General features: G+C 57.2%; 10 protein-coding genes and 2 pseudogenes. 5 read left to right on the top strand and 7 right to left on the bottom strand.

Translation table 11 applies throughout. The annotated features are described in order from the left end of the window. Positions 1-118 (top strand): annotated as a pseudogene (locus ABS769_RS21470) (IS5-like element ISCARN85 family transposase); the annotation flags it as partial. On the opposite strand, the pseudogene ABS769_RS21475 reads toward ABS769_RS21470, so the two are convergent. From ABS769_RS21475 to ABS769_RS21505, 7 genes and pseudogenes are all read right to left on the bottom strand, one after another. Continuing rightward, a pseudogene (locus tag ABS769_RS21475) lies at positions 81-1,805 on the bottom strand (peptidase domain-containing ABC transporter); the annotation flags it as partial. The pseudogenes ABS769_RS21470 and ABS769_RS21475 sit on opposite strands and share 38 nt — an antisense overlap. Next, positions 1,802-3,100, bottom strand: coding sequence for an HlyD family secretion protein (locus tag ABS769_RS21480; RefSeq protein ID WP_317063114.1), 1,299 nt, complete (start codon positions 3,098-3,100; stop codon positions 1,802-1,804). The gene ABS769_RS21480 and the pseudogene ABS769_RS21475, both read right to left, overlap by 4 nt. A gap of 235 nt (positions 3,101-3,335) precedes the next feature. Further along, positions 3,336-6,935, bottom strand: a complete 3,600-nt coding sequence (locus ABS769_RS21485) for a peptidoglycan-binding domain-containing protein (RefSeq protein WP_350498281.1) — start codon at positions 6,933-6,935, stop codon at positions 3,336-3,338. 29 nt (positions 6,936-6,964) lie between these two features. Next, a complete protein-coding gene (locus ABS769_RS21490) occupies positions 6,965-7,603 on the bottom strand; it encodes a DUF1629 domain-containing protein (RefSeq protein ID WP_317063116.1) in 639 nt (212 codons plus the stop codon). A 40-nt stretch (positions 7,604-7,643) separates the two neighbouring features. Continuing rightward, a complete protein-coding gene (locus tag ABS769_RS21495) occupies positions 7,644-8,315 on the bottom strand; it encodes a DUF1629 domain-containing protein (protein ID WP_317063117.1) in 672 nt (223 codons plus the stop codon). Between the two features lie 11 nt (positions 8,316-8,326). After that, a complete protein-coding gene (locus ABS769_RS21500) occupies positions 8,327-10,015 on the bottom strand; it encodes a type IV secretory system conjugative DNA transfer family protein (RefSeq protein ID WP_317063118.1) in 1,689 nt (562 codons plus the stop codon). Between the two features lie 162 nt (positions 10,016-10,177). Continuing rightward, the gene (locus ABS769_RS21505) at positions 10,178-10,519 is read right to left on the bottom strand and encodes a helix-turn-helix domain-containing protein (protein ID WP_317063119.1); all 342 of its coding nucleotides are present in this window, start codon (positions 10,517-10,519) and stop codon (positions 10,178-10,180) included. Positions 10,520-10,757: 238 nt separating this feature from the next. Here ABS769_RS21505 and ABS769_RS21510 point away from each other — a divergent pair, with 238 nt between their 5' ends. From ABS769_RS21510 to ABS769_RS21525, 4 genes are all read left to right on the top strand, one after another. Then, a complete protein-coding gene (locus tag ABS769_RS21510; protein WP_233367088.1) occupies positions 10,758-11,075 on the top strand; it encodes a hypothetical protein in 318 nt (105 codons plus the stop codon). A gap of 48 nt (positions 11,076-11,123) precedes the next feature. Then, on the top strand, positions 11,124-11,516 hold the full coding sequence (locus ABS769_RS21515; protein WP_180313295.1) for a hypothetical protein: 393 nt from the start codon (positions 11,124-11,126) through the stop codon (positions 11,514-11,516). 88 nt (positions 11,517-11,604) lie between these two features. Beyond that, positions 11,605-11,814: a hypothetical protein gene (locus tag ABS769_RS21520; RefSeq protein WP_317063120.1), complete on the top strand. Its 210-nt coding sequence runs from the start codon at positions 11,605-11,607 to the stop codon at positions 11,812-11,814. A gap of 139 nt (positions 11,815-11,953) precedes the next feature. Beyond that, positions 11,954-12,211, top strand: coding sequence for a hypothetical protein (locus tag ABS769_RS21525; protein ID WP_317063121.1), 258 nt, complete (start codon positions 11,954-11,956; stop codon positions 12,209-12,211). Positions 12,212-12,390: the final 179 nt, after the last annotated feature.

The raw sequence follows: 12,390 nt of genomic DNA on the forward strand, positions 1-12,390 counted from the left end.
ACTGTTCCGTCGCTTGAAAGGCTACCGCCGGATTTTCTCGCGCTTCGACAAGCTGGATGTCATGTTCCTTGGATTCCTCAGCTTCGTCCTAGTCGTTGATGGGCTTCGGATGTGTTAACAGGCCCTAAGAAGTCCCCGACTTGAAGATCTTCAAGCCCCGCCAGAATGCGGATGAGTGTGGTCTTACCCACGCCTGAGTTACCGACAATTGCAATCACCTGGCCTGCCGGGGCCCTGAGCTGCAAAGCGCTCATGATCCACTTGTCCGTAGACGAGTAGCGGAAATAGCCGTTGGCAATTGCAATGGCAGGCGCAGCATCCTCCAGCGCGCCGTTGCCATGCAGAAACGACTCAGGCTCGCTGTGCGTGATGTCTGAAATGCGCTCGGTGTGTAAGCGAAGCAGCCGGAGCTGCATCAAGTAGTCGGCCAGATTGATGCTGCGTTGGCTGAACTGGGTCGCGTAGATCAAAAAGACCGTCAGCACCCCGATCGTCATATCGCCACTGAGCACCAACCGGGTGCCCTCCCAGATCACGAAAATGCGGCACAGGCCTTGGATGAGAAGCTGGACAGAATCGAACCCAATGCGGATACGCTCGGCCCCGATGGTCGCATTGGTCGCTTTCGCGCTGTAGTTCGTGAAGCGCGACGCCCAGAGCGCTGACTTGTTGAACAGCTTGATGGGCTGGATGCTTCGGACCGTTTCGTAGAGCAAGCTTTGCCGGCGTGCATCAATGTTGATCTGATCAAGGTTTGCTTCTTTGAGCTTGGCGTAGTAGGCGTAGCGCGAACCCACATAGGCAATGGTGAAAGCCAACAAGGCGAAGGCAAGCGGCGCGTCGTAGCTCATCAAGAGCAACAACATGAGGAAAGACATCACCCCATCGATGACCGCTTCCATCATCTTCGTCGTGAGTGACTGCTGGATGGAGTAGATCGACTGGAAGCGGCTTGAAATATCCCCGGTGTGCCGCTTTACGAAATACGACTGGGGTAGCGACACGAGGTGACGGAACAAGTTGCTGCTCCACCGTAAGCCAGTGGTCGAAGAGATCCACAGCAAGGTCCACTTCCTGGCAACGGTCAAGACGAGCTGGACCAGGAGCACGATCGAAAAGCCGATAGCCAATGTGGTGACCAGACCATCGTCCTTGACGCTGAGCACCTGATCCATAGTCAGTCTCAGATATTGCGGCGCAATCAGCGCACAGCCTTCTAAGAAGAGCGCCAAGATGCCCACACCCCAGAACGCGGGCACCAGGGACCGAAGCGAGCCTGCCAGATCGCGAAGCGACACCGATGGCACGCTCTTGATCTTCTTGAAGGCCGGGCCTGGGTGCGCTTCCAACGCAATCCCGCTAAAGAGCTCATCGAACTCATCGAGCTTGATTTTTTTGACGCCGGTTGCGGGATCGCTGATGTGCACGTGCCCTCCCCTCACAGCCGTCAGCACGACAAAGTGCCCGTGGTGCAGGTGGACCATGCAAGGCAACGACAGCTTGGGCAGTTCGTAAAGCTCCAAGCGAAGCGGACGCGTTGTGAGCCCGTTGGCATCAGCGATTTCAATCAGCGAGGCGAGCGTTGCCCCACTGGTTGACACCGTAAAGCGGTTGCGAAGCTCTCCAAGGCTCGTTTCATGGCCGTAGTAGGAGAGCAGCATCGCAATGCAGGCCAGGCCGCACTCACTCGACTCCGTCTGACGGATATGCGGCACACGGCGCTTCGAGGAGAACACCAGGCTTGGTTCAGCAGAGCGATCCGTCTCGGCATCGCCATTGGCTGATGGCGTCAAGACGTCCTTCATCGCTTTTCACCCGTCAAGCGTGATCCCATGGTTTGGAAGGGGTCAAACATCCACTCCCAGATCTTGCGGCCCTCCAAGATCAGTTCCGCGTCCACTTCCATCCCCGGCAGGAAGGACTTCGCTTCTTGGGCAACTCCAATGGTCTGGGAAGGCAAGGCGACTTTGGCGGTGTAAACCGGCTCAGTGGGCGACTGGCGACCATAGCGGCGCTCCAACTCACCGAGGGGACTCGTTTGCGTCGACAGCGATGCGATGCGCCCCTGGATGGCGCCATATTTTGCTTTCGGGAATGCGGCGATGTTGAGCAGCACCTCGGTGCCGACATTCACATGTCCGATGGCCCTGGAAGGAATAAGAATTTCAGCTTCGAACACCGACTCGCTTGGGGTGATGGACGCGATGATCGAGTCGGTGCCAATGCGCTGACCTTGGGATGCATAGATTGCTGCAACGGTGCCGCTCAAGGGTGAAGTGATGGTTTGCAGCCGGTCGGACTTGGCTCTGGCCACTTGATCTTCGATCGTGGATTTCTCACGCTCGATCTCACTCGCTTGTCTGCTGGCGGTTGTCTTTATCTCGGTGATTTCACCCAGCAATGCGGCACGCTGATTACGAAGTGTGGACTGCTGCGCGCGGGCATCCTGGATCTCCGCTTCTGCATCCAAGAGAGCATTTTCGTAGGTGAGGTAGGTGTATTTGGAAACATACTTCTCAGCAAGCAGCGGCTCAATGGTCTTCAAGAGTTCTTTGTTCTTGGCGTATTTCTTTTCCAAGATCGAGATTTTGCGAGCGACTTCCTGCATCGCGCCGCTCGTTTCTTCGACTTGACGCGTCAGTTCCCGCTCGCGCTGGCCGGAAAAGTCATGCGTCTGCAATTGCTCCTTGGTCAGCTCTTCTGATCGAGTGAGCGCACGCTTGATCGTCTCATCGGACAAAGAGCGACCCGCTTCGTCAGTGATGTCGGCTGACAGCTCCGCAAGCACTTGGCCCTTCTTGACCAAGGCATTGGGCTTTAATGTCGTCGACAGGATGAGGCCAGGCGTTCCACTACGGATATCCACTCGCCCATGGGTCGAGATGATCTGGCCCGACACGTGCTCCCGCTTGGAGTAGGACGCGGTCAGAACAAACGTAGCCAGCAAGAGGAAAAGCGCACAGCCACAGCCAATCCAGATCCGGATGGACGAGGGAAACGCATCTTTTAGGTCGCCGAGTGTGGAAGTTGTCTCCGGCCCCTTTCGCTTGCGAAAGAGCGGTTGTTCTGCGTCATCCGTCTGACCTGACTTGCTATCCATAGCACCTACACTTCGGGATCTACTGCACAACTTGTGTGGGCTGAGGCTACCCGCGCAGACATTAAAATTACATTTGCGTTTTGTTGATCTGGCGTTGGCATTGGCGCCAAACCTAAGTTCGCAAGCCCCATGCTATTGCTTTTTCAGCAACCAAGGCTTGCGTCAAGCGAAGGTGCGTTACGCAAAGCGCAGCCACACATTGCTAGGTCGAAGCATGAATCCTACGCTCAATGCGTCAGCCACCGCCCCCATCGCCGCCAGACATCGCCTGCTGCTGAGAGTGGGCAGCAAGCGTCATCACGGGGCCTGTTGGGTTCTTGTCGATTTCTTCGCGCTCGCGCTGGAATTGCACCATCTCTTGCGCCCGTTGCTGATCCATTGCCTCTGTCTTCTGCAAGGTCTCATTGATGCCCACCGATGGCGTGTTGAGCGAGGTTTCCGAGTGAAAGCCGGGCGTTTTGCCAAAGACAAAGGCGACATCATCTTGGATGATCACTTTGCGGAGTTCAGCCGCACGTTCGATCCCTGACTCTTTGACGGCATGCAATACCTCAGCGGTCTTCTCATCGGAGGTGCCTTTCGGGAGCTGCGCCTGGATGGCAGAGAACAACGCATAATCCCGATGATCAGAGGGAAACGCTTGTTGAGCTATGTCTTGGGATGGCCTGATTTGCTCGACCCGATCCTCAATGCGTTCGTGTGTGTCTGAGCGGGCAGTTTCCCCACCAAAACCCAGCGACGACACATAGGCAGCGGGTTGGGGCTCCGGCAATACGATCTGCGCCGGCACTTCGCTTTGCGTTGGAATTGCCGGCGACGAGGCCTGCATCGCCTCTTGCTGTTCTGCCTGCACTGGAACAGCCGATGGCGCACCGTTCTGTGGTGCAACTCCTTGCGCTTGCTGCTCGCTACCCTGCTCCACCGGCCCATTTGCCGATGCCGGCGCTGTGGGTTTCAAGGCATCTCGGCGCGCGTGTTGTGCCTGGGACAGCGCTTCATCCAGGTCTGGGCCGGCAACGCCCGTTGCCGGCAATCCTTGGTCTTGTTGGAACTGCCTTACCGCATGTTCGGTCTCTGGACCATAGTGCCCGTCCTGCGGCACGGCCTGACCGTTTGGACCACGGGCATCTACTTGTTGCAATCGATACTGCAAGAACTCGACCTCTTGCCCTCGGTCGCCCAGGCGCAGCCCTTCCACTTCCTGAAATGACGGCGGCGTCGGAACAGTTGCCTGGGTTGGAGCTTCCTCACGAGACTTGAGAGCTGATGAAGGCGATCCGACGCTCGGCGCAGATGCGCTTGGCGAGGGTGGCTCTACTGCCTCTGCCTTAGGCTGGACTGCACCGGCTGTCGGGGGTGCGGCAACCTCAGGTGTTCGGGTTTCTTGGGGTTCGCGCTGTGGGACAGACTCGGGCTTCGGTTCGGCAGGCTTGGCGACCGGGCGCACGTCTTCGGGCAGCGGCGCGCTGACGGATGCAGGCATCACGACCGGAGCAGGCGTTGCCGTCTCCGCAAAGGCAGGCGCGTCGGGTGTGCGTGCAACGTCTCGATCCCGCTGCGCATCAATGGCTGCCTGAGGCGCTTGGGTTTCATCCACACGCGGAGCGGTGACGGTCGTTGCTGCGAAGCTTGCGACTTGTTGTGCTTCTTGCGTGGAAACGCCCTGCCGATTGGCCTCCCGCAACGCTTGCTCGTAGGCATCGCGCTCCTGAGGCGAACGATGTTCGATCTGTCGTTCGCCAAGCTCAGGCACGGGAGACGCCTGGGCGTAAGCTTGCACCTGCTCCCGTGCGTGTTGGATGTCTTCACTGCTGGTGACCGCCGCTACGCGGATCACACCATCACTGCCGCGTTGCAGATGGGCAATGGGGCTGTCGAGCTGACGCGCGCCCTGTGCATCGGGATCGAGCGTCAAAGAAGAGTTCGACGCATCCAGGCCCGAATTTGCACGCGTGGTGTTGATGGCTAACTGGATGGCAGCAAGGGACTCGGCATTCGGATTGAGGCCATAACCTGCATAGGTTGTCGCCAGGCTCGATAGGTCTAGCTGATCCTGGGTCGGGCGCTGCCACGCGGGGAGCGCTGCTATCGTTTGTTCGTGTTGTTCCAGATGTGGCTGCATGGCAACGCGGGTCGCCGACAGTTCCGCAGCGATCGGGCCGGTTGCCACCTCGCCGTTATGGCGCCACACACCATCAGCAAATTGATATTGCTTGCTGTTGGATGCCTGCAAGTTGTCCGGATTGAGCGCGGTAGTGACGGCTGACGGCGATTGAATGCCAGCGATCGTGTCCCAGCCATCCAGGCGGTGCGCAACCTGATACCGAGCGGCAAGCGCCGCTGGCCCCTGCACGATATTGCTTTCCACAACCTCGGCCGCTTGCGCGTCCAGTTGCGCAGCACGCGCAGCCGGCGCTACTTCGGCCTGAGTGGTGTTGCCGCCATTTGGATCAATGTCGGTAACGCGAGTGCGCTGCCACTGACCAGTATCGGCGTCACGCGTCCAGTTCGCCGGCAACAAGCTCGGAAGATCAGTGCTACTGGCTTCCAAGTTGTAAGGGCTACGCGGTGGCGGCATCCGGCTCATCGCCAGTTCGACAGACGTATTGGCGGCTCGGTAGTCCAACTCACGGCGGGTATCGAAGTCTGCCGAAAACGTTGTCTGCTGCGGATGGTCAATTCCATCGGCGCGAAGATCAGCAGCCATTGGCTGCACCCATTGCCGCCCGCTGAAGCTCCACTGCCTGCCCAGGGAGTCCACTTGATGCGTGATCTCACGCTCATCCAGGGTCGCCATTATCTTGTCAGACACGACGTAACCAGCAACGCCGCCCACTGCCGCACCAACGGCGACGCCAACTGGCCCACCAAATGCGCCAATCTCCGCTCCTGCCCAAGCACCGGCCCAGGCGCTTGCGTTGTTAGCGGCGTAGTTGCGCAACTCGTGCTTTGCACCCAGCAGGTTGTCTTGCGCGAGCAACGTGCTCACCCGCTGACTGGTCCCAATCGCATCGGTCGCCGATGCCAGCAAGCCCGTTACACGAAGTGCTTGGCCTGCAGACAAGCTACCTGCAAGAAGCTCGGGGGTGGCGAAGCCGCGCTGGCCTACGGGAATGCGTAGCGGTCTCGCCGCATCCGCTCCTAAAGCCTGCTCGAGCTGCAAAATCCCCTGCTCAGAGAAATTTAAACGGCCATTCGCGTGTGCTTCGGCAATGGCTTGCGAAAGCACAGTTCGTTCGAGAGCTGGATTACCGCCCTTGGAGAGGTTTTCGCTCGATTGAACCATCGACTGCAGCGTTGTGGACACATGGGTTTCGGACTGCGTGATCGATGACCAGGCCAGCTCTGACGGCATCATTTGCCCAAAGCGGCCAATTTGTGCTTGGTGCACTTGTTCGTAGCTGGGGACGTTGCCGAAAAAGGACTGCACCCTTGGCCGAATGTCGTCAGCTTTCAGGCCCAATGGCGCATTGGTGTAAAGATCACTATTGATCAGCCCCGTTCGCATGGTGTCTTGCAAGCGTTCTACCTTCGCGGCAAGCCTCTGCGCAGCATCGGGATCACCCGCTAGCATCTTCTGACCGTCAGCGCTGCGTTCAAATCGATCGAGCCAAGTTAGTGTGCCAGACTGATACGTGCGAATTGGCCCTCCACTGTGTGGTGGCAAGTGGAGCGCCGATGCAAGATTTTTATTTGCTGGCATGAAGATGCGATTGCGCTGCGCATCCATCTCAAAGAGGCCGTCGTCAGCAAGATTTCTTAGCAACGGACTCTTATCGAGTGTTTGCTGCTCGATAACATGATGATCCTGAAACAACGGGCGCGGTCTTGCCATGGAGCCACCTCTACATGGTTTGAGCAGTCTTACTGGTCAGCAGCATCGGCAAACCACAGCCCGTCCGAATGACTCTTGGCTCCAATCCCGGCATTCCTGACAGCCTCCCGAAGCACGCTATCGCACACAACAAGTATTCCTGAGTAGGGAACCCGGAAAATATGCGCCGACCCAATAACGCCTTTATCAAAGGCTAGCTTGGCGCCACCGGAAAGGTCATAGAACTTGCCATTGACGAAATCATCGCTGATCTCAACCTTCAACTCTGACGCTTCTTCGTCCACTGCATCGAGCACACGCACAACATCACAGAGATAGTGTGTTGGGCCAACTGACCCATCGGGCAGTCGAAATTCACATTCGGCAAACTCAAAACCCTGCGGATCGACCGCCTCAAAGACGTTTTTTAAGCGCTCCGAGACAAGCCAGTAGCCGCTATAGATGCCTTCAAGATCGCGGGGCATCTTTCCTTTTTTGGGATCGTAGCCAAGCCGTGGCGTTTCACGAAGCGGCGGGATTCCCCCCTCGACCGGACGCAAGATGCGACGAGGCGGCGTAAGAAGCTCTTTCTCGTTCTCCAATATCACGCCCGAGGTCTTCCAGTTGCTGCGGATGTCCGGCATCAAAGTATAAAACTCACCTTTCTTAGGCCCAACTTTAATATTCATATACGCTCCGGCTATTGCATGATAAAAATGAACTGAGCGATCAATAGGTCGCTGCGTCGGTGAACAAAAGCCCGTCAGAACTCGGCTTGACACCGATACCTGCTTTTCGGGTTTCGCTCTTCAAGAACGCATCGCATACAACAATCGACGGCCTTTCACTCATTCGAAAGATGTGCGCTGACCCAACAACCTCTGGCAGAAAAGCAAGCTCGGCCCCACCCGTTACGCTCAGCATTTCCACATCCTTCCCAGTCTCATGGTCATGTGCCAACGTGACTTTGTATTTGGAACGCGGCTTGTCTAGCGCAGCCAACTGTCGAACGAGGTCACATAAATAGTGCGTCGGCCCTGGTGAGCCATCTGGCAAAACGTAGTCGCAAATCGCGAACTCAAAAGCACCTGGATCAACAGACTCCAAGACTTCCTTCAATCGCTCGGAGACGAGCCAATAGCCGCTAAAGCCCCCCTCAAGGTCACGAGGCGGCTTGTTCTTGCCTGCACCATGGACCAAGCGAGGTGTTCCTCGCAAGGGCGGAATTCCGCCTTCTGCAGGGCGAAGGATGCGCGAAGGAGCCGTCAGCAACGCCTCGATGTTTTCAATCTCAACGTTGTGCCCTGGGCCACCTCCCCGGATGTCGGGCCGCAATACATAGAACTGTCCATTTTCAGGCTTCTGCTTGGCAAGCACCGGACTGTCTTCCATCTGAATCATGATGAGTTCTACTAAATTTTCAGGGCTTCGACGCTCACCTTCGGCAACAAGCGCTTGGTGAAGTAGGCATCTTCGTAATACTTGATCTTCTCGCAGAGCACCGGGCTTGGGATGCCTTCATAGAGGAAGACTTCCTTGTCAAAGCCCATCGCCTTCAACTCTTGCGGCAGCATCAAGGCGCGGCGCTGCTCGGTCTCCGAGTAAGACACACTGCTTTGCTTGCCACTGGTGTGCGACTTGTTCTTCTTGCGGACCGTGGTGTAGCCGAGCATGTCCGAGTAGTCGTTGGCGTCTTGCTGCTCGCGCGGGGCATAGACGATTTGCAACGCATGGTTGGTGATGATGGTGCGCGAGACATCCTTGCCATAGGTCGCGTCCAGCTGCGCCATGCTCTGGATGATCGGCAGCAAGCGGATGTTGTAGCCGGCCATGTAGCTCACTGCGCTTGCAATGATGTCGACCCGGCCGATGGACGTGAACTCATCCATCAGCAGCAAGCACTGGTGCTTGAGCGCCGGGTTGTTCTGCGGCAGCTCTTTCGTGTTGAGGTTGATGAGCTGACTAAACAGCAAGTTGATCAACAAGCGGCATTCGGCAAGCTTGTTCGGCTGGATGCCAATGTAGATGCTCATCTTCTTCTTGCGCACATCGGTCAGCAAGAAATCGTTGCCGCTGGTGGCCGCATCCAGGATCGGATTGATGAACTGGTTGAGCGGCTCTTTGAACGTGCCCATGATCGAGGCGAAGGTCTCTTCGGCTTGCGAGAGCAAATTGTCGAAGGCCATCTTGGCATCGCGACCCAAGAAGTCGCGCTGCGAGAGCTTTTTGAGATAGCCCTTCAAGTCGCTCCCGTCCCCAGACGACACGCGATAAAGCATCCCAAGGGTTGGGAACATCCAGGTATCTTTCGGGTGCTTGCGCTTGATCTGATCATCAAGGCTATCGAACAGATAGAGCGTAAACGCCATGAAGGCGTTGCGGGCCTGGCTCACCCAGAACTTCTGGGCATCCGACCCATCTGGGTAGAGCATGGCCGCAACACTCATCAGATCCGACACGCGAAAAGCGGGATCGGGTGAGATGTAGCTCAGTGGATTCCAACGGTGGGTGCGCCCGTCTTCGGCAAAAGGGTTGAACAGAAAGACCTCCTGGCCCTGGCTCTTGCGCCAACCCGAGGTCAGATCAAAGTTCTCCTGCTTGATGTCCAGAACCACCACTGAGCCTTGGTAGTCGAGCAAATTGGGAATGACGATGCCCACGCCCTTACCGGAACGCGTGGGCGCGGCCAGGATCACAAACTGCTGACCGGGCAAGCGCACCAACTTGCCGCCGTGCTTGCCGACCACGATGCCGGTTTGCGACGGCTTGAGCATGTCCTTCTTGGCCAGATCACTGCCGGAGGCAAAGCGGGCGTCGCCATGCAAGGCGGCGGCCTTTGGCTTGAACAGCGGAATCAGCAGTGCGAACCAGGCCAGGAGCGGCACGCCGAAGCCGAGTGCGCCAGCGAGCTTGATCTTGGTGGCATAGGGAGCGAACTGGGGAAGGTCGAGCGCTTTGACGTAAGACCAATAGGTGCCGACGCTGAGCGGTCCAGCCACCTTCAACAGCATCAAAATCAACTGACCGGAGAGGTAGACCCCTGCAATGAGGGCAAGAAGCAAGAGCACGATAGCGACGCTGAGCTTGGTCTTGCCGGTCATGACGCGCTGCCTTCCATCTGTGATCCCTGGCTTGTTTGAAAACGACCGTCCGCTCGCAAGATTACAGGATCACACCGCCCGCTCAGATCGGATGGGCATTGGCATCCGTGTAGGAATTGTCTGATCTGCACGCATGCCAGGGCCGCAGTAAGGCCCTCCGCCCTATGCGCTAGGCTGATTGCTGCCCTGGGCTTTGAGCTGCAATTCGGCCACGACCTTTCGCTGCTCCTCGACGGAGAGCTTGGCGAGCGCTTGGATGGCGTCTGCCACCTCATCGGTCTCGGCGAAGAAGGCAGCCAGTGGCATGCCGAGAGCGTCGGCCAAGCGCTTGGCGGTGCGTAGATCGCACTCGTTCACGCCCTTCTCGTAGCGATTGATGCGCGTCCTGGCCACTTCAGGAGCCAGTTCAGCGGCAACACCCAAGGCTTCCTGGGTCAGCTCGGCCTTCTGGCGCGCGTGACGTAGGCGGTTGGCGAAGATGAGACGAGCGTCGTCCAGATCCAAAATGTGACCACAAGCATGCAATGACGTGTTTGAGCATGAGGTCTCCGACTTGCCTTGTCTGTTACTTTATCAGTAACATGGTTCCGTCCGCCAATCAACTGGGATTGCCAAGCACAAGCTCGGTCATTCCGGGACGGTGTGTGGAGGCATGCAGTCATTGAGCATGCCGGCAATCCGGAGCTCTCCAAAGCTGCCAGGTTGGTGGACCCCTACGCGCTTTTCTCTTCTTCTTTTGGAGATGCACATGTCAAAGCTCTGCTTGGCGCTGGCTGGCCTAATGTCGGCCTGTTTGGCCAGCTGCTCTTCCGGTGGCCCCTCGCAGTCTGAGCGAGAGCATGCATTCTTGCTGTTCGTCCAAGACAACAGCAACGAAAAGGCGCGCATCGAAGACTTCGAGAGTAACCAGTGCACAAAAGCGGAAGGTGCGCCCAGCTACACCTGTGACGTAACGGCCAAGGTCAGAGCCATGGATCGCGACTTTGGCAATCAGATGGACGGGGTTTACTCGTTCACCAAGATGGGCGGCACTTGGAAAATCACTGGTCGCGTCCAATAACCACCGTTGGCGATCAACGGTGACACCATCCATTCCTCAGGAATTCGCATGACCGTCGGCACTTTTCTTACCCTGGTCTTCTTCGCTGGCTGCGCCGCGATCTTCTTGGTGCTTGCTAAGACGGTGAAAACGCGCAGTGACAACGCAACATTTGACCATGACTTCCAACGATTCCACGGCTACAAGAACACGCGCATTGCCGTGTCGACAGCACGCGCCATGATCAAGTTCAAGGCAGGAAGTCGCATCAAGGCATATGCACTGAGCGATGTACGGTCCTGGGAAAAGCACTGGCACAATTACAATCGCGAAGGCACGCTAACGCTCAATGTTCGCGACGTCGATCATCCCGTGTGGACGATCAAGTTCGGCAACGAGACCGAGATGAACAAGTGGTATGAGTTGGTCAGTCAGGCGGTCAACGAAAAATTGAAGCTCTAACCGAGCGACAATTGCGCTAGGCGACTGGGCTTGACGGCGAAGACTTCTCTGCTACGAATCAAAGAACCACAACACTGGATTCGTCATTATGACTTCTGCCGTCCACTCCCTCGCTACGCTCCTCGACCATCAAGAGCATCAACTCCGCCAGACCCATGTCGAAGGCTGGATCGCCCAACAAAACGCGGCTGGCTTTGGCATTGATCAGCACATGTCCAACGCGCTCAACGACTATCTGGATGGCCGCTTCGATCTGCTTGGATTGCTGACAGAGCTTCGTCGTCCCTACTTGAACTGAGTCTGCCAACGGATGCCGGCATGATAGGCATCTTCGCCAGCGAAGTCTCATCAGCAGAAGTGTCCATGCCTGGCCCAGGGCGCTCTCGCTGGGCCTGTTCCGCCGTGTGGCCATCCGGCACGCTCAACAGTCGCCCCTCTTGGCGGTAGCGGGACAGAAGCTGCTCAAAGCGTTCCTGCCCTTGGATAAAGATCCCGTTGCCTCGCATCGCTTCCAAGCGGTCCTTCAAGCTTCGATGCTCAACCGCATAGCCAATGCCGGCCTGGGCAAGATGTGCATTGATACGCTCAGCGATCATCACGCGAATCCACTGGATCTCAGCCAGGCCGTTGATACGACCATCGAGCACCCGCGTCTTCTGGGTCAAGCCAGAGGCTTGCATGCGCCTGGTTGTTGAAAGCAGATGGGCGTAAAAGTAGCGAGGATCGTCTTTGGTCGGGCGATGGTGATGTCAGCCTCCCGTAAAATTGATCCATCCATAACTAGAGGTCTCCGGGCACACTAGCCACCGAGGAGACCAACGATGCGCAAGAGCAAGTTCACCGAGAGCCAGATCGTCGCCACGCTGAAGCAGGT

It is taken from the genome of Xanthomonas hortorum (genome assembly GCF_040279205.1).
GTDB classification, from domain to species: domain Bacteria; phylum Pseudomonadota; class Gammaproteobacteria; order Xanthomonadales; family Xanthomonadaceae; genus Xanthomonas; species Xanthomonas hortorum_F.

Excerpts from the sequence above, each read along its gene's own strand:
- ABS769_RS21480 (WP_317063114.1), bottom strand. The coding sequence starts at position 3,100 with ATGGATAGCAAGTCAGGTCAGACGGATGACGCAGAACAACCGCTCTTT.
- ABS769_RS21485 (WP_350498281.1), bottom strand. The coding sequence starts at position 6,935 with ATGGCAAGACCGCGCCCGTTGTTTCAGGATCATCATGTTATCGAGCAG.
- ABS769_RS21490 (WP_317063116.1), bottom strand. The coding sequence starts at position 7,603 with ATGAATATTAAAGTTGGGCCTAAGAAAGGTGAGTTTTATACTTTGATG.
- ABS769_RS21495 (WP_317063117.1), bottom strand. The coding sequence starts at position 8,315 with ATGATTCAGATGGAAGACAGTCCGGTGCTTGCCAAGCAGAAGCCTGAA.
- ABS769_RS21500 (WP_317063118.1), bottom strand. The coding sequence starts at position 10,015 with ATGACCGGCAAGACCAAGCTCAGCGTCGCTATCGTGCTCTTGCTTCTT.
- ABS769_RS21510 (WP_233367088.1), top strand. The coding sequence starts at position 10,758 with ATGCACATGTCAAAGCTCTGCTTGGCGCTGGCTGGCCTAATGTCGGCC.
- ABS769_RS21515 (WP_180313295.1), top strand. The coding sequence starts at position 11,124 with ATGACCGTCGGCACTTTTCTTACCCTGGTCTTCTTCGCTGGCTGCGCC.
- ABS769_RS21520 (WP_317063120.1), top strand. The coding sequence starts at position 11,605 with ATGACTTCTGCCGTCCACTCCCTCGCTACGCTCCTCGACCATCAAGAG.